The 17,855-nt window shown below is 49.0% G+C and carries 17 protein-coding genes; 4 read left to right on the plus strand and 13 right to left on the minus strand.

Going from position 1 to position 17,855, the window contains the following annotated elements:
* Positions 1-9: 9 nt before the first annotated feature.
* Positions 10-171 carry an IS3 family transposase gene (locus ACTQ3K_RS05675; RefSeq protein ID WP_441578591.1) on the plus strand — a complete coding sequence of 54 codons (162 nt, stop codon included), beginning with the start codon at positions 10-12 and terminating at the stop codon, positions 169-171.
* A 131-nt stretch (positions 172-302) separates the two neighbouring features.
* Here the strand turns inward: ACTQ3K_RS05675 and ilvC are convergent, their stop codons facing one another.
* The 9 genes from ilvC to ACTQ3K_RS05720 all read right to left on the minus strand — a co-directional run bounded on the left by ilvC (position 303) and on the right by ACTQ3K_RS05720 (position 10,296).
* Positions 303-1,328: a ketol-acid reductoisomerase gene (gene ilvC, locus ACTQ3K_RS05680; protein ID WP_441566460.1), complete on the minus strand. Its 1,026-nt coding sequence runs from the start codon at positions 1,326-1,328 to the stop codon at positions 303-305.
* 71 nt (positions 1,329-1,399) lie between these two features.
* Positions 1,400-1,894, minus strand: a complete 495-nt coding sequence (gene ilvN / locus ACTQ3K_RS05685) for an acetolactate synthase small subunit (RefSeq protein ID WP_441566456.1) — start codon at positions 1,892-1,894, stop codon at positions 1,400-1,402.
* 409 nt (positions 1,895-2,303) lie between these two features.
* Positions 2,304-2,507 (minus strand): DUF1858 domain-containing protein, encoded by a 204-nt coding sequence (locus ACTQ3K_RS05690; protein ID WP_441566454.1) that lies wholly within the window; start codon positions 2,505-2,507, stop codon positions 2,304-2,306.
* Positions 2,508-2,623: 116 nt separating this feature from the next.
* Complete coding sequence (locus tag ACTQ3K_RS05695; protein WP_441566452.1) at positions 2,624-3,649, minus strand: branched-chain amino acid aminotransferase; 1,026 nt, start codon at positions 3,647-3,649, stop codon at positions 2,624-2,626.
* Positions 3,650-3,984: 335 nt separating this feature from the next.
* Positions 3,985-5,253 carry a cation:proton antiporter gene (locus ACTQ3K_RS05700; protein WP_441566450.1) on the minus strand — a complete coding sequence of 423 codons (1,269 nt, stop codon included), beginning with the start codon at positions 5,251-5,253 and terminating at the stop codon, positions 3,985-3,987.
* Positions 5,254-5,472: 219 nt separating this feature from the next.
* Positions 5,473-6,270: an ABC transporter ATP-binding protein gene (locus ACTQ3K_RS05705; RefSeq protein ID WP_441566448.1), complete on the minus strand. Its 798-nt coding sequence runs from the start codon at positions 6,268-6,270 to the stop codon at positions 5,473-5,475.
* Positions 6,263-7,180, minus strand: a complete 918-nt coding sequence (locus tag ACTQ3K_RS05710) for an ABC transporter permease (protein WP_441566446.1) — start codon at positions 7,178-7,180, stop codon at positions 6,263-6,265. The genes ACTQ3K_RS05705 and ACTQ3K_RS05710 overlap by 8 nt, the downstream gene beginning before the upstream one ends.
* Before the next feature lie 21 nt (positions 7,181-7,201).
* The gene (locus ACTQ3K_RS05715) at positions 7,202-8,287 is read right to left on the minus strand and encodes an ABC transporter substrate-binding protein (RefSeq protein ID WP_441566444.1); all 1,086 of its coding nucleotides are present in this window, start codon (positions 8,285-8,287) and stop codon (positions 7,202-7,204) included.
* 605 nt (positions 8,288-8,892) lie between these two features.
* Positions 8,893-10,296, minus strand: a complete 1,404-nt coding sequence (locus tag ACTQ3K_RS05720; RefSeq protein WP_441566442.1) for an MATE family efflux transporter — start codon at positions 10,294-10,296, stop codon at positions 8,893-8,895.
* 265 nt (positions 10,297-10,561) lie between these two features.
* Here ACTQ3K_RS05720 and ACTQ3K_RS05725 point away from each other — a divergent pair, with 265 nt between their 5' ends.
* Genes ACTQ3K_RS05725 through ACTQ3K_RS05735 form a run of 3 tightly spaced genes read left to right on the plus strand, consistent with a single transcriptional unit; the run spans position 10,562 to position 12,334 of the window.
* On the plus strand, positions 10,562-10,819 hold the full coding sequence (locus ACTQ3K_RS05725) for a kinase (RefSeq protein WP_441566440.1): 258 nt from the start codon (positions 10,562-10,564) through the stop codon (positions 10,817-10,819).
* 19 nt (positions 10,820-10,838) lie between these two features.
* On the plus strand, positions 10,839-11,327 hold the full coding sequence (locus tag ACTQ3K_RS05730; protein WP_441566438.1) for a ribonuclease Z: 489 nt from the start codon (positions 10,839-10,841) through the stop codon (positions 11,325-11,327).
* Complete coding sequence (locus tag ACTQ3K_RS05735; RefSeq protein WP_441566436.1) at positions 11,324-12,334, plus strand: DNA/RNA non-specific endonuclease; 1,011 nt, start codon at positions 11,324-11,326, stop codon at positions 12,332-12,334. The genes ACTQ3K_RS05730 and ACTQ3K_RS05735 overlap by 4 nt, the downstream gene beginning before the upstream one ends.
* A gap of 102 nt (positions 12,335-12,436) precedes the next feature.
* Here the strand turns inward: ACTQ3K_RS05735 and ACTQ3K_RS05740 are convergent, their stop codons facing one another.
* The 4 genes from ACTQ3K_RS05740 to ACTQ3K_RS05755 form a co-directional block, all read right to left on the minus strand.
* Complete coding sequence (locus ACTQ3K_RS05740) at positions 12,437-14,128, minus strand: ABC transporter substrate-binding protein (RefSeq protein WP_441566434.1); 1,692 nt, start codon at positions 14,126-14,128, stop codon at positions 12,437-12,439.
* A gap of 313 nt (positions 14,129-14,441) precedes the next feature.
* Positions 14,442-15,617 (minus strand): C40 family peptidase, encoded by a 1,176-nt coding sequence (locus ACTQ3K_RS05745; RefSeq protein WP_441566432.1) that lies wholly within the window; start codon positions 15,615-15,617, stop codon positions 14,442-14,444.
* Positions 15,618-15,791: 174 nt separating this feature from the next.
* On the minus strand, positions 15,792-16,481 hold the full coding sequence (locus ACTQ3K_RS05750; protein ID WP_441566430.1) for a D-lyxose/D-mannose family sugar isomerase: 690 nt from the start codon (positions 16,479-16,481) through the stop codon (positions 15,792-15,794).
* Between the two features lie 80 nt (positions 16,482-16,561).
* Positions 16,562-17,809 (minus strand): hypothetical protein, encoded by a 1,248-nt coding sequence (locus ACTQ3K_RS05755; protein ID WP_441566429.1) that lies wholly within the window; start codon positions 17,807-17,809, stop codon positions 16,562-16,564.
* Positions 17,810-17,855 lie beyond the last annotated feature (46 nt).

Genomic DNA, 17,855 nt, shown 5'->3' on the forward strand with positions numbered 1-17,855 from the left:
TGGGGAATTCTGAAGAGAGAGCGATACTATGGAAAACGATACACTGATAGAGGTACTCTCGTAAAAATGATTGTAGATTATATAGATTACTATAACAATAAACGTTTGCAAAGGAATCTCGGAATTTTAACACCAATGGAAAAACACGAAATTTACTTGCAAGCTGCATAAAAACTGCCAGCAGATAAATTTCTGCTGGCAGGAAAATTTATATTTTTTCAATTGTCTACTTGACGGGAAGCAGTTCAGTTAGTGCGACAGCCCCTTATTTTTTACTTCTGCTTACAGCTCAGAAGTTCTTTTTAGTTATCGATCAGCTTTGTGGAGCCGTTCCAGCTGTACAGCTTACGAAGCTCTTCGCCGACAGCCTCTAACTGATGAGCGGCCTCTCTCTTTCTCATAGCCATGAAATGAGGAGCACCTACCCGGTTCTCGGTCAGCCAATCCTTTGCAAAGGTACCATCCTGGATATCAGAAAGGATCTTCTTCATTGCCTTCTTGGTATCCTCGGTTACGATCTTCGGTCCGGTGATGTAATCGCCGTACTCAGCTGTATTGGAAATGGAATATCTCATTCCGGCGAAGCCGCTCTCATAGATCAGATCTACGATCAGCTTCATCTCATGGATACACTCAAAGTATGCACTCTCAGGCTCATATCCGGCCTCAACCAGTGTCTCGAAGCCTGCCTTCATCAGGGCAGTTACACCGCCGCAGAGAACAGCCTGCTCACCGAACAGGTCGGTTTCTGTCTCTTCACGGAAGGTTGTCTGAAGAACACCTGCTCTTGCGCCGCCGATAGCCAGTGCATAAGCCAGTGCCAGGTCATGAGCCTTTCCTGTAGCATCCTGTTCAACAGCGATCAGGCAGGGAACACCCTTGCCGGCCTGGTATTCGCTTCTTACGGTATGTCCGGGTCCCTTAGGAGCGATCATGGTAACATCGACATCCTTGGGAGGTCTGATCTGACCGAAGTGAATTGCGAATCCATGAGAGAACATTAACATATTTCCGGGCTCCAGGTTGGGCTCTACGGATTCCTTATACATCTTTGCCTGCTTCTCATCATTGATCAGAATCATAATGATGTCAGCCTTCTTTGCAGCCTCTGCTGCTGTATATACCTCAAAGCCCTGTGCCTCAGCCTTTGCCCAGGACTTGCTGCCCTCGTACAGACCGATAATGACATGGCATCCGGATTCCTTTGCGTTCAGCGCCTGTGCATGTCCCTGGCTGCCGTAGCCGATGACTGCGATGGTCTTTCCCTCAAGAAGAGATAAGTTGCAATCCTCCTGATAATAAATCTTTGCCATAACTTTTTCCTCCATATAGCATGTTGTAAAATAAAATGTCTTTATGGACACACAAGATGTGCGTCCGGCTGAGGAAGTCCTGCTTCTCAGTCCGGTGAAACGGTGCCTCTGGGGAGACCCGTAATACCTGTCCTTGCCATTTCCTTCACTGTAAAGTCGCCGATCAGACGGATAAAGGCATCAACCTTTGCCTGGTTGCCGGTAAGCTCTACGATCATGGAATCCTCCGCCACATCAATGACCTTTGCGCGGAAAATATTGACGACCGACATCAGTTTTTCCCGTTCCTCCGGCTTCACTCCGATTTTAATAAGAAGGAGCTCTCTGCACACGGCAGTGGAATGAGATTTTAATTCTGTAATGTCGATCACATCGACCAGCTTTTCCAGCTGTCTGCGGATCTGCTCCAGGATCTCGTCATCGCCCCTGGCCACAACGGTCATTCTGGAATATAACGGATTCTCCGTCTCGCCGACAGTCAGACTGTCAATGTTATAACCTCTCCGGCTGAACAGCCCGGAGATCCTGCTTAAAACACCAGCGGTGTTCTCAACCAGCAGTGAGAATACTGCTCTGCTCATAAACATCCTCCCTTTTCAAACTCATGGAATCCATCTCCAAAAGGATTATCCCAATAATATCACACCAGTTCGGGAATTTCAATCGTTGTTCCTCGTTTTTTGTTATATTTCCCCCATATTTCCATATCCATTAGTTATACCTTTTATTCTCATTACACATAATCCGGATTTCTATCATGATTTCCTAATAATGTTCAGGCTTTTTTTAGAAACCATACAAACTCCGGTCACAATTGCCTGATATACTTTAAGCATAACAGAAATGAAGCTGATGGTAAACAAAAGCGCGCGATACGCTGTCAGCTTCGCCAAACAACAACTACCATTTATATAGATTGTCTTTTTCATACTCCGGCCGGTGCATACGCACCGGCCACTCCTCTCTTATTCCGAACAATCTCCCTCCGTCTTATATCAATTTCCCTAACAGATGAAGATTCAGCTTTCGAAGCAGCAGCACCGGATCCATTCCATGCTCCAGCGCCGCTTCCTCGATCGTTTCCCCGCCCGCTGATACGCAGCCGATACAACGCATCCCGGACTCCGCCAGAAGAGCTCCGGCCTGCTCATACTGCTCCAGCAGATCACAGATCAGCATATCCTTTTCGATCATTGTTGCTCCTCCTGTTTTCTTAAACAGCCGGAAATGGCCGCACCTTTTTGCTGGTACGGCCACTTACCTGATTTCATGGAAGCCTCACGCTCCCCGAACAAGTTTCTCTGATTTGCTTACTCGATTACCTTGAGCCAGCCCTTGGGTGCCTCAAGACGTCCCATCTGGATTCCGGTCAGCGTCTCATAAAGCTTCTTCGTTACCGGGCCCATCTCATTCATACCGCTGGGCATGCAGATTTCTTTTCCATGATCTACAATCTTTCCGACAGGAGAGATAACAGCTGCCGTACCGCAAAGACCGCACTCTGCGAAATCCTTTACCTCATCGAAATAAACCTCGCGCTCTTCTACCTCCAGGCCAAGATACTCTTTTGCCACATATACTAAGGAGCGGCGGGTAATGGAGGGCAGAATACTGGAGGACTTAGGTGTTACTACCTTATTGTCCTTTGTTACAAACAGGAAGTTTGCTCCGCCGGTCTCCTCAACCTTGGTTCTTGTCTTGGGATCCAGATACATATTCTCATCAAATCCGTTCTTATGAGCCGTTACGATGGCATGAAGGCTCATGGCATAGTTTAAGCCACCCTTGATGTGACCGGTTCCGCAGGGAGCCGCACGGTCAAAATCGCTGACGCAGATGGTAAGAGGCTTTACGCCGCCCTTGAAGTAAGGACCGACCGGTGTGCAGAAAATCCGGAACTCAAACTCATCGGCAGGCTTTACGCCAATAACCGCATTCTTTCCATACATATAAGGACGTAAGTACAGGGTCGCACCGGAGCCATAGGGAGGAACGTATGCTTCATTTGCCTTTACGACCTGGGCAACTGCATCCACGAACCTGTCCTGAGGGAATACAGGCATCTCCAGACGTGCAGCACTGTCTGCCATGCGGTCTGCATTCAGGTCAGGGCGGAATACAACGGTCTGTCCCTTCTCTGTCGTATAGGCCTTCATCCCCTCAAAGCAGGTCTGTGCATACTGAAGCACGCAGGCACACTCGCTCATAGTTACCATGGGATCGGAAATCAGAGCTCCCTCATCCCAGGCCCCGTCCTTATAATAGGAAACAAATCTCTTATCTGTCTCCACATAGCCAAACCCAAGGTTTGCCCAGTCAATATTTTTTTTCTCCATTTTGATATTCTCCAATCTGCCTTTCCGGCCATTTTCTCATAACTCCATAACAATCCAGTTCCGATTCATTTTGCTGATTCATTTTGCTGAATCGTTACCACATTGTTTTTATTATATCTCAAGGATTTTACTTTGTAAACTCCCCTTGACAGCCCTAAGCTATAACGGTTTTTTCTGTCAGCTATAACCAGTTCGGTCATGTAACTTTTTATATAACCGGACTTCCAATCATACAAAAAGCCTCCCAGGTACTATGTGACCGGGGAGACTTTTGACTGCTACTCTTTCGTCTGCTCTTCTGGATCCGATTTCTCGGCTCCAGGATTTCTTCCATATTATTTCTTGTTCGGTGTCTTGATGATCGCAGGCTTCGGCGAGATCTCCCCTGCCTTCGTCAATGCGATCTTGGTAAGGGTCGGTCCAACCAGTTCATAAATCAGAACCGAAAACAGCGTGATATTACGGATAATCCGGCCATGCTCACCCATCGTCTGTGTTACAGTCATGGACATACCAAGGGCAACGCCTGCCTGGGGAAGCAGGGTAATTCCCAGATACTTGTGAATCATTTCACCACACTTCATTAACTTGGATCCAAAGTAAGCACCGGTCCATTTTCCAATTGAGCGGGCAATGATATAAATTACACCAATTCCGACGATTGCAAGATTCTGGAACACACTCAGCTCCAGCTCTGCACCGCTCAGTACAAAGAATAAAATGAACAACGGAGCCGTCCACTTGTCTGCCCGCGCCATCATATCCTCAGAGAAATGACAGATATTACAGAAAATGGTACCCAGCATCATGCAGACAAGAAGAGAAGAGAAGCCGATATGAATTCCTCCTACATCAAACTCTACCATGGCAAGCGCAACCGTCAGAAGTACAAAGGTGATCACAACGGAAAGACGTTTGCTGTTCGACTCGAAATATTTTTCTGCAATCGTAAGAAGCCATCCCATAACGGATCCCAGAAGAAGCGACAGGATCACTTCAATCAGCGGCTCTACCAGGATCGAGGTGATATCGAGACTGCCGCTGATAAATGCCCTTGCCACACCGGAGGAAATAGCAAATACCACAAGTCCGATTGCATCATCCAATGCTACGATCGGCAGAAGGATTCTGGTAAGCGGACCGTCCGCCTTATACTGACGGACTACCATCAGGGTTGCCGCAGGAGCTGTTGCTGTTGCAATTGCACCAAGAATCAATGCCATGGGCATCGTTACCACATTAGGCATAGCAAAATGAAGCCCGATCATTATGACATCCACAAGCACCGTTGCAGACAGAGCCTGAGTGAAGGCCACAACCGTTGCCTGCCTGCCAATCTGCTTTAACTGCTTCAGACGGAACTCATTTCCGATATCAAATGCAATGAAACCAAGTGCTACATTACTGAATATATCATACTGCTTTACATTGTCCGTGCTGATAAAGCCGAGACCATGAACACCGATCTGTCCCAGCACATAAGGGCCAACCAGAATTCCGGCTACCAGATAGGCCGTAACCGCCGGCAGCTGCATAACCTTTGCCACACGTGACATGATCAGTCCCGCAATTAACGCAATGCTTAAACTAAACAACGCTTCCATAGCTTTTCCTCTTTTCTATCTTTCTTTCCTGTCTTCCTTTTTAACAGAGGAAATTATAACCCTTATTTTTCAAAAAGAAAAGTAACTATTTTCATAAATTTTTTAGATTTTTTATAAAAATTTTGGTAAAAAAAGTCAACCGTCCGTCCATGTCCGACAAAGCAGCTTCTATATATGCCTTCAGACGGACATGGATGAACGGCTTTTTTCCATACATCCCTAGGATAACAAAATCCTGTCATTATCCAGTGCTTTTCCGGTTCCCAGCTTAAACTGCTCCAGCAGATCCTCCACAGTCATGCCTTTCCGTTTTTCACCTGCCACATCAAGCACGATGTCTCCATCTGCCATCATGAGCGTCCGGTTTCCCAGCTCCAATGCCTGATGCATGTTGTGAGTCACCATCATACAGGTAATCTTGTTATCGGCAACAATCTGTGCTGTCAATTTCAGGATTTTTTCTGCTGTAGCCGGATCCAGCGCCGCAGTATGCTCATCCAGAAGCAACAGCTCCGGCGGCACGATGGTCGACATAAGGAGGGTCAATGCCTGGCGCTGTCCGCCGGACAGTAATCCCACCGGCTGGCTCATGCGGTCTTCCAGTCCCATGTCCAGCAGGCTTAACCGTTCCCGGAACAGTGCCTTGTCCTTTTTGGAGATCCGGCTGAATGGCGCGGCTCCCTTGGAGGTTCTTAAAAACGCCAGAGACAGATTCTCCTCGATCGTCATATGAGGGGCTGTTCCCCGTAAGGGATCCTGAAACAGCCTTCCAATAACACGGCTCCGTTTGTATTCCTGGACAAACGTAATGTCCTTCCCTGCCAGGGTAATGGAACCCTCATCCACATAAAAGCTTCCTGCGACTGCATTAAATAAGGTAGATTTCCCTGCACCGTTGGAGCCGATGATGGTCACAAAATCGCCCGGTGACAGATGGAGCGACAGTCCGCTCAACGCTTTCTTTTCATTGACGGTCCCAGGATTAAAGGTTTTCGAAATGCCTTCGATCTTAAGCATTGCCTTTTCCTCCTCTCCGTCTTGCACTCATCTTCCGCTTCTGAAGCGCGGCATAGCTTTTTAAGGTCGGCATGGCAATGGCAAGACCAACGATGATCGCCGTTACCAGCTTGAGACACTCAATAGGAACGATCTTGGTTTTCAGTACGATCGCATAAATAAAACGATACACCACACTGCCCACAAATACAGAAATGATCCCGCGCCGCACCGAGCCGCGTCCTACAATGGTCTCTCCGATGATGAGGCAGGCAAGCCCTACCACCACGATTCCGGTTCCGCCATTGATATCTGCCGCCTTCTGCATCTGTCCGACAATCGCTCCGGACAACGCGGTCAGCGCATTGGCGATGCAGAGACCGATGGTTATGGTAAAGACCGGATTCACCGAGGATGCGCGCACCATGTCACGATTATCGCCGGTCGCCCGGATCGATAAACCGATCCGGGTTCCCAGAAACCAGATAAGAAGCAGACCCATAAGGATAACGATCACCGCTGCCAGAATAAATTCATACCAGCTTCCACCGATACCAGTCGTTTTAAAAATCGTAAACACCGTACTCTGCTTTAACAGATTTACATTGGAGCTCCAGCCCATAGCCATCAGGTTGATGGTGTATAATCCGGTATTGGTCACGATTCCGGCAAGAATGGATGGCACTCCCAGCCTCGTCTGCAAAAATGCCGTAACAAACCCGGCGCAGGCGCCTGCCAGCATGGCTGCAGGAATTCCCAGGAAGGGATGCCCCTTTGCCGCCATGGAAACAGACACTGCCATTCCCAAAACAAACGCGCCGTCCGTGGTCAGATCGGCAATATCCAGTACCCGATAGCTTAGAAACAGCGCCATGGGCACCAGGGCATACATGAACCCCAGCTCCAGGGCTGTCTGTGCAATAAAAAGCATAAGAGCTCCCTTCTGATCATCTTAATCTTCGCTTGTAGTTACTTCTACGACCTGTCCCATGCTGTCAAATACGGAGTAGTCGATTCCAAGTCCGGCCGCTGTTTCTGTATTGACGGTGATAATGCCTCCGTCCATCTTATAAAAATCTTCCATGTCTGCCATTCCCTTTGTGATGGCTTCATAAGCAAGATCTGCTGTCTTTGTTCCAAGATCTGTATAGTTGACTCCGCAGGTTGCGAATGCACCGTTTCTTACAAAGGAATCCGCTCCGGTATAATGAGGGATCTTTGCATCAATAAAGGTATCGGCAAGAGCAAGCTCTGCGGACATTACCACGTTATCGGTAGGAGTAAAGATCGCATCCACCTGATCGGATACCAGAACACTTGCGGCAGCGATCACTTCATCGTTGGTGTTGCCGGTTGCCTCGGTGTAAGAAATTCCCTTGGCATCCAGATATGCCTTTGCTTCCTCGATGGGCTTTGCGGAGTTTGCTTCCGACAAAGAATACAACAGCCCCACCTTCTTCACATCGGGATTCTGAGCCAGCATCATATCCAGAATAAACTCGGTGTTCAGTGCATCACTGGTTCCGGTCACATAATCGATTCCGGTAAGCTCTGCAGCCTCAGGATCCGAGATTGCCGCATAAACAACCGGTGTCTTTGTCTCCTCTGCACAGGAGGTCATAACCTGTGCCGCCAGGGTTGCAACGGGAATGATCGCATCCACATCATCGCTGATGGCCTGATCGCCGATCTGCTTTAAGGTCGTCTGTTCTCCCTGTCCGGAGTAAATTTCATATTCAATGGTGATTCCGTCTTTCTTGGCGATCTCATCCAGCTCCGCTCCTATGGCGTTGGCGATCTCATCCAGAGACGCATGATCCATCTGTTTTACAATGGCTACCTTGTAGGTGTCCTTGCTTCCATCCGTCTTTTCTGTTCCGGCTTCGGTCTTTGCTTCCGCAGTCTCGGCTGCTTTCGTCGTTTCTGCTGCTTTTGTGGTTTCCTTTGTCTCACTCTTTCCACAGGCTGCCATGGACAATGCCATCGCTGCACTCAGTACCACTGCTGCTGCTCGTTTTACAAGGCTCATTCTTTTCATATTCATTTCCTCCATCTTTTTGCTGCGGGGATCTTCCCGCCCGGGTTTCCCGGATCTTCAAGTCGTGGCGGCAGATGGATTCCCGGTTTTGCCGGAACCGGAAAATGAAAGAAGCAGGAATTTTGTTTCACAGGAGGCACTTCCCTGTGAAATATTTTTATTTCATAAGATGCACTTCCCTGTGAAATAAAAAAAGCCTCTGTCCCACACTGGGACAAAAGCTGCTGCTTCTGCGATACCACCCAAATTGACGTTAAACGTCCTCTCGCTTTTCACGTACCATCTATACGTGTCCCGATGGATAACGGGTGGGTACCCGTCGGTCCCTACTGAAAAGCTCCCGGCGCTGCATTCCGCCTCCGCTTCCGTTCGGTCCGCCCTCCGAAGTCCATTCACCTGCCGCTCCCTGTCCCCCTCCCACCGCTGGGGACTCGCTGAAAGTTCGCTGTACCGGCTACTTCTCTCCGTCATAGGTTTCGCTGTCTGGTTTTCCTTGATTATAATCAGTCTGCCGGGGAATGTCAACCCCGGCAGTGAAATTTTTTATCTGTGAAACGACAGTGCATTTTTTATCTGCATTTTTATCTGCATTTTTATCTGCATTTTTATCTGCATTTTTTATCTGTCTTCAGCTGTGACTGAACCTCTTGCGTTTCTGCTTTCCGAAATCTCCTTCGGCAGTACAGAAAAAATACCAGATTGATCAGGATGCCGAACACGGTCGCAGCAGGCGCCGCAAGTCCGATGGCCGTCAGGCTCGCCTCCGGCTGGATACTCATATACCAGGACACAGGGAGCCGGACTAAAAAGGTCTGGGCAATTCCCTGTATCATGACAAACAGAGTCTGTCCGTGCCCGTTATAGTAGCCGATGAAGCTGAACAGGATACAGGTTACAATGGCTTCCACACTGAAGCCCTTCAGATACTGGGCCGACCGCTCTACCACACCGGCGTCCGATGCAAAAATCCGGGAAAGCAGATCTCCCCGAAAATATGCGATCAGTGTGATCATCACACCGATTGATGCGCCGATCACCATGCCGGTGACCATAGTGCGGACCGCCCGTCTTTCTTTTCCCGCACCCACGTTCTGAGCCACAAAGGAAGACATGGACTGCATGAGGGAACCGGGTACAAGCATGATAAAGCTTACAATTTTATTGGCCACGCCATAACCGGAGGAAGCCTCCAGTCCCAGACGATTGATAAACGCGCAGAGTGCCATAAACGAAATCTGGGTCAGCAGCTCCTGAAAGGCGATGGGAATGCCTACGCGGACAAAGTTCCCGATCTCCGGATTAAACTGCACATCGGAGCGTTTCATGGTAAACGGCAGCTTTTCCTTTCGGATAATCACCAGTGACAGAATCACGCTGACCGCCTGCGCCATGACGGTCGCCAGCGCCGCGCCGGCCACATTCATGTTGAGGACTGCAACAAAGAACAGATCACCGACAATATTCACCGCACAGGCTATGGCCACAAAGATCAACGGAAGTCTGGAATTTCCCATCCCGCGGAAGATACTGCTGATCACATTATATGCCACAATGAAGAACACGCCGCCTCCACAGATCCGCACATAGGACACGGTCAGATCCAGCGCCTCTTCCGGCGCCTGCATGAGTCTTGCCAGCGGTTTTGCAAATACCAGCATGCAGACCGCGATCACCACTGACAGTACCGCAAAAAAGCAGACCGCCCCGCCAATGACTTTTCCGATCCGGTTTTCTTTCTTTTCTCCGATATACCGGCCGATCAGCACCGTCACTCCCATCGAAAGTCCCGTCACCACAAAGACAACCAGATTGATGATGTTGCTTCCTGTCGAAACGCCGGAGATTCCTGCCGTAGTGCCAAACCAGCCTACTACCAGGATATCCACCGCTCCGTACATGGCCTGAAGGACCAATGCGCCCAGGATCGGAATCATGAATCTCAGCATTTTTCCGACAATGCTTCCCTGGGTAAAATCATTGGCCCGTTCCTTTCCTTCTTTCTCTGTCATGCAAATTCTCCTTACTGTCTCAAATCCAATCATCGGTTTCCGACAGAGCTGTTTTCCTCTTCTCCGTCCTGCCGTTTCCATATATCTAACAGACAAATCAAATACTTTCCTATTCTAACCGCTTCAAATGGAATGTTCAATAGTTTTCTGGATGAAGTATTTTCACAGACCGGAACGGCCCCTGTCATTGCTTTCCCCTCCTGTTTATGTTATTATCTAGGAAGAATTCCGGGGCGTTCTGCCCTGTGACAGGAGGAATAGCATCATGCGGCTTTCAAAGATTCAGCACGCGCTGACTGTAAAAAAAATTCAGTTTCAATATACAGAGGAGGATGGCTGCGGAAGCCTGGATTTCCAGTTCCGCGGACTGCGCTATCACATCTGGGAGTTTGAGGATGAGGGAGTCCGGGGGGTTGATACCAATGTCAAATGTGCGGGACGAAGCGAGGACATTCTCGGCGATTATGATACGGAACTGTCCGAACTGATCTTAACCTGGCCGGATATGGCGATTCCCGGTTAGGCACGGAAAGGAGCCCTTTATGATCTTACTTGTATGTGTGGATGACGCTCTCGGTATGGCATTCAATCACCGCCGCCAGAGCATGGACCGGGCACTGCGGGACCGGCTTCGGACTGTCTGCGCCGGGAAAAACCTGTTTCTGAGTCCCTATTCCATGAAGCAGTTTGAAAAAGATCAGGCTGATACGGATCTCACTATGGAGGCCTCTGATTCTGCAGCTACGGCTTCTTCCGGTACAGCTTCTACTGCCTTACCTGTTCGTTTTCATGCGGATGACTCCTATCTGTCACAGGCAGGAGCCGGCGACTTCTGCTTTGTGGAAACCGACGATGTTCTCCCACTGGAATCACAGGCGGAGGCCATGATCCTATATCGGTGGAACCGCCATTATCCATCCGATCTGACCTTTCGGATTCCGCTCGCCGGACATGGATGGCGACTGACGGCAGTAACGGAGTTTCCCGGCTTTTCCCACGAAAGAATCACGGAAGAGGTTTATAAAAAATGAATATAAATTCCAGATTTTCCCGACTGCCGGCATATCTGCTGGCTCTCTTTTTGTCCGTATCCACGGTATTGACGGGCTGCGGAGCTGTTTCTTATTCCAGTGTACAGACTGCTTCCCCGTCAGCAGCGGATACTTCTGGCGGGGAGCTCCGCTACGGCGATCTGGTCATTCCGGCTTACTCCGGCAAACCATACACCGTTTTAGCAGATAATGTTCCCACCTTCACTCCGTCTGAGGAAACAACGACCGCCTTTGAAGCCTATCACGCGCTTGACCGCCTGGGCCGCTGCGGCACCGCCTTTGCCTGCCTGGGAAAGGAACTCATGCCAACGGAAAAGCGAGGCGATATCAGCCAGGTAACGCCATCTGGCTGGCACAGCATCCGTTACGATTTTGTGGACGGCGGTTCTTTATATAACCGCTGCCATCTCATCGGCTTCCAGCTTTCCGGTGAAAATGCCAACGAAAAAAATCTGGTTACAGGGACTCGCTATCTCAACGTAGATGGTATGCTTCCCTTTGAAAACATGACTGCCGATTACATCAAAGAAACCGGAAATCATGTACTGTACCGCGTCACGCCCGTTTTCACCGGTGAAAACCTGGTCTGTGACGGCGTGATCATGGAAGCAAAATCCATGGAGGATGACGGGGAGGGAATCCTGTTTTATGTGTTCTGCTACAATGTGCAGCCCGGTGTTTCTATCAACTACGCTACCGGCGAAGCCAGCGAAACCGTAGATTCCGGCCCGGCTTCCGAAAGCCAGACCGCTGCAATGCTTCCGACAGCAGACAGTTCTTCTGAAAACAGGCAGGTAAATGCCGGCATTTCTGAGACAGACAGTGCAGAAGCCGCTTACGTTCTGAATACCAACACCAGAAAATTCCATCTGCCTTCCTGCCCCAGCGCCTCTGATATCAGTCCGGAAAACCGGATGGATTACTATGGTACCAGAGAGGCTCTGATCCTGGAAAATTACACGCCATGCGGACGCTGCAAACCATGAACTGTGCAGAACTATCCTGTATAAAAATCTTTCGTGATATGGGAAAATCCCCGGAAGTTTTTCTCTTCCGAGGATTTCTTTTACTTTTTATGCACTTATTGTTTATTCGTTTACCGTCCACTTCCAGGTGCACCAGTTCAGCTGCATTGCATCATCGTAATCAATTCCGCTGATCCGCTTATTATATGCTGCCAGTATATTGGAAGAATAGAGATAGCATACTGCAGAGTCATCCAGCAGATACTGCCAGATCGTCACATATTCCTCTTCCTTTGCTGCAATATCCAGAATTCTGTTTGCTTCGTTAAACAGCTTTGTATAAGTCGGCTCCTGAATGCAGGGGAAATTGGTGGTTCCTTCATTATTCAGCCATCCCAGAGGCTCGCTGGGATCGATACCGCCGGCAGAACCGCACATACTAAGATCATACTGTCCTTCACGCATCATCTGCAGCAGAGTTGCAAAGTCATACTGTGTGATATTTGTCTTTACGCCGATTGCCTGTAAATCCTGCTGGATCAGAACCGTAGACTGAATACGTACTTCATTTCCGGTAGGAACGATCAGCTCCAAAGTCTGATTAAAGTCAAAACCATTTGCTTCAAGCTGTGCCTTTGCCTTTTCCGGATCATATGCCGGAATCGTCAGCCTGGATTCATCTACAAACGGATGCTCATCAGAGAACGGGGCATAGAGAACCGTTCCCTCGCCCTCCAGCAGATGATCTACAATTGCCTGACGGTTGATTGCCATATTCAGAGCGTTTCTGCAGGCTGCATTGGGGATCTTGTCACTGGTAGTGTTGATGATCATTGCCTGATAAGCAAAATTTGAAACAGACTCGGTATCCAGCTCTTCATCTTCCTGTGCAGCCGGCCAGTCGGAAAGAGGAAGAGATGCAACACCTGCGCCTGCAACCACATCGATCTCGCCGCTCATCAGACCGGAAAGAAGCTGTGTTCCCTCTACCACACGTAATACCAGACGGTCAATGTCGGGAGTGCCGAGGAAATAATTCTCATTCTTTACCATTTCGATCCGCTCACCGTCAATGGAGGAATCATAGATAAACGGACCGGAACCGATCATATGATCCTTCCAGGTCTGTGCTTCGTTAAGCTCAGCCATGGTATACTGGCTGTAGATATGCTCCGGAACCACATAGAAATAACGGTTCATCATGGTCAAGAACGGTAGATCGTTCATTGCTTCTTTGAACACGATCCGTACTGTGTAATCATCAATCTTCTCAAAGCCGAAATTTTCTTCATCCTCACAAACGCCGCCAGACGTCGTACCCTTTACATATTTCATCTGATCGCGCTTTACCGAATTAAATTCCGGATTGGTATCCAGCTTTGCGCTGAAAATCACATCATCCGCCGTTACCGGCTCCCCATCACTGAACGTTGCTTTCTTATTCAAATGGATGATCATATTGGTATAATCTTCAGCCACTTCATAGCTTTCAGCCAGTCTAGGCTCTACGGTACCGTCTTTCTTTGTTACCCAGAGACGGTCATAAATCTGATCGGAGACAATGTCTGTATAGTTTCCGGAATCAAAGTAGGGACACCAACTTGCCCACGCATTGGTGATCGCCACCGTAACCGTCTTATTTCCGGTACTTTCTGTTCCTGCTGCTTTGGTTGTTTCCACCGCAGTCTCACCTGCAGCACTGCTCTTCGTGCTGTCAGTCTTTGTTTCGGAAGTCTTGGCCCCACCGCATGCTGCCATACCCAAGGCCATAATTCCTGCCAACACAGCCGACATGAACCGCGTTGTTTTTTTCATAATTTTCCTCCTTCTTGCCTGCTTTCTCACTTTTCATGCAGGCATGAACCTCACATCATGTTCTTGCATAAAAAAAACGGGGTTTCGTTTCTCGCAATCTCCCGATTTTCGGTTCGTAGTATAACATTATGGGTTCTTGAAGTCAATAGGGGGATCTATTTTCCGTCATCCTGTCTAAAAGGTTAACAAAGATTTATAATTCAACCAACGAAATAACAATATTCATAAGAGCTCTTATGATTCATACAGAAAAAGAAGATGGGAAAACCCATCTTCTTTTCAAAATTCCATACATTTTTTATTTTTCCGTTTTTCAGTCGATCACATTGACTGCACAGTACGGTGTCATACAGTACATGGAAGAAATTCCGATGCCATGAGCCTCGTCGATGGCGTGGATCACGCGGCCGCCTCCTATGTAAAGTGCCACATGGTAAATACTTCCGCCGCTCGCATAAAAGATCAGATCACCGGGCTGAACACTGCCTAAAGAAACCTGTCTTCCGTCTCCGGCCTGTGCTCTGGAGGTTCTGGAAAGGCCGTAGCCGAAATGTCCCAGCACACCTCTTGTAAAGCCGGAGCAGTCTGTTCCGTTTGTCAGGCTGCTGCCGCCCCAGACATACGGATTTCCGATAAACTGCTTTGCATACGCCACAATCGCATCTCTTTCGGAAGAATTTGCCGCTGCCGCTGCCTCTTCCTCCCGCTCCTTAGCTGCTTCCTCCTGAGCTTTTTCTTCCTCCAGGGAAACCGCTTTGTCAAACTTGATATAAACATCCATATACTGTTCCGCCACATAGCCGGTCACAGCATTTCCGTTATCATCATCACCAAGGGAAAGCTTTACAAATCCATCGGCCTGCTCCAGTACCGTATACGTTTCACCGCTCCAGAGCTTTGTGATCACATCACTGGTCGTATTGGGCTCCGTGCGGACCCGGAGGCCGCCCTCTTCCACATATCCGAACATCTGACCAATCTCCAGGGCCAGAGCTTCCGCTTCATCGCCGGTCACAAAATATTCTGCCTTAATATAACCTTCCACTGAACCGGAATGGATCTTATACCAGGTTCCGTCCTCTGCTTCCACCGTTTCCTCGATGGTCGCTGCACAGTGGTTATAAATCTTTCCGACAACCACGCCCGCGGTACCGGCCGCATCACGGATATTTACATAATCCTCATCGCCGTTCACTGTGGAGACCGCCACATTCTCATAAGGAGATGCCTGTGCTTCCTGCGCCGTCTGTGCCGCCTGGGCCACATTCTGGCCTGCTGCCGCAGCAGTCTGTCCCATGGCCTCCAGCGAAACGGTCTGCGCTGCCTCTGTACTCTGTGCTGTTTCATTTATATTCTGATCCTGAGAAGCCGCTGTTTTCGGCTCTACGGTCACCAGACTGGTCGCTCCCGGCATGGCAAAAGCTGTCGTGCTCATCATCATCGCCACACATGCACATCCGATCACGATCAATGTTCTAGTTCTCTTCATGAACTTCCTCCAGACTTTTCCTGTTACATTTTCAAGTGAATTATTACAGATTTGTTACAACAGCTATTAGTATAACAGGAGACGCCTGGCTTGTCAACCGCCTCAGACTTTAAAACAGCATAGTGAAAAAGTTTTTAGTCCCTTTTTATAATTTTTTCAGATTTTCCAATCCGTCTATTTTGCCACAGGATATTCGTTGCATAAGAGCCGATACGGCACTTCATCCTCCTCAATGGCAGGGAAACGTCCCAGCTTTTCATAAAACCGGTTATCCGTATTGTCATCATTGCACATGGATACTTCACCGATCAGAACCGTTCCCGTCCCGGCCTCTACGTTGAAATCATGGTACATATACGGATAGATCGTAATACTCTCACCGGGCTTTAAGCATACCTGCGTGCCCGCCGGGACCTGATACTCCCGTCCATCCGTATGAACAGTAACTGCCTCATCAGAAAACTTCCCGTCGTCCTCCTTATCTGCCATATAGACCCGAATCAGAAGATTTCCGCCGCCCCGGTTAATGATGTCCTCCATTTTATTCCAGTGGAAGTGCATCGGTGCATACTGCCCCTCCTTGACCATCAGAAGCTTTTCCGCATACACCTTGGAATACTTGTCCTTCATCTTCTGATTTCCATTGCGGATCGTCACCAGGGAAAATCCCAGCGTCTCAAAATGTCCCTCGCCATAGTCGGTGATATCCCAGCCCAGCATATTATCGCGGATCTCATCATATTCATGACTCTTGGCCTGCCAGTCCTCCGGCGTCCAGTGACAGAACGGCGGCAGTTCGAAGCGGTGCTCTGCAATCATCGCTTCCATTTCTTTAATTGCCTTGTTAATCTCCGATCTCTTCATAAAACCCTCCTGTTTTTATAAATCAGGTGCAGGCTCCACGCCCGCACCCGTTTTCTTCCCTTAGATTTTCCTTCTTACACCTATGCCTGAAGCAACTTACTTCTCAATGACAGAAGCACCAGGCTCATCAGAATCATGATTGCAATATTCACCAGTGTGCTGATTATGCCTAATACACTGGTCTGCAGTCCGGAGCTGGAAGCTGCCGCCATGGTTATCACCAGGATCAGAAGCTGGAGTGCTCCAAGGATAAAATTCATAACGATCACAAACATGGACAGCTTCTTTGCCGGCCAGCCGCTCTGGCAGATCTGGACTGCCGAGCTTACGCATCCGCGAAGCTTCACCAGATAAAGGATCACCAGGATCATCACGATCACAAAGATCACCATCAGAACCGGAAGCATTGCCAGAAGTGTCAAGTATGCCTCATAAGAAACAATATACTGGCTCAGCAGATTACTGTTGGAAAGTATGGACTGCATGGCAAACAGGAGCACCAGAAGCAGTGCAAAGCCCACGCAGGCCAGAACCAGAAGTGCAATCAGGGAACCGCGCACCAGCCCAAGGCCGCTTCCCTGCATCACACGGCCGCTCTTTGCCTCTCCGTAGCTCTTCCAGAGACCAATGCAGATCAGGATCATCGGAATCATCATCAATATGCCGAGGAACACCGTCATCATCAGGTTACTCTCCCCGTTCAGTGTTCCCGTCATAGCAGACTGACCGGTAAATAAAGAGATCAGAGACAACACCAGATTCGCTGTCAGAAGTATCGTAAAGATCAGAAACATCGTTGAACTGATGGTTTCTCTTAATGCCCGCTGCGCTATGGTTTCTCCGCCCGCTGCACCATACACGGGCTGGCCATAGCCCTGATTTCCGTATTGCGACTGACCATAGCCCTGGTTTTCGTACTGCGGCTGACCATAGCCCTGGGTTTCATTCTGCGGCTGGCCATAGCCCTGGTTTCCGTACTGCGACTGGCCATAGCCCTGGTTTCCGTACTGCGACTGGCCATAGCCCTGATTTTCATTCTGCGGCTGACCATAGCCCTGGTTTCCGTACTGCGGCTGGCCATAGCCCTGATTTTCATTCTGCGGCTGACCATAGCCCTGGTTTCCGTACTGCGACTGGCCATAGCCCTGATTTCCATACTGGGGAGTTTCTCCCTGACTGCCATACTGAGGCTGGCTGTACCCTTGCTTTCCATACTGGGGAGTTTCTCCTTGACCTTCATAGGTGCTTTGCCCATAGCTCTGGTCATTTGTGTAATTGTCACCCATACGCTTCTCCTCTCTGTTCTGTTCAAGACCTGCTTCTCTCATCTGTGTCTCCGATTTACTGTCGATTCAGACATCCTACCTGCATTAT

The organism is Candidatus Paralachnospira sp. LCP21S3_A2 (assembly GCF_052118925.1).
Classification (GTDB): Bacteria; Bacillota; Clostridia; order Lachnospirales; family Lachnospiraceae; genus Lientehia.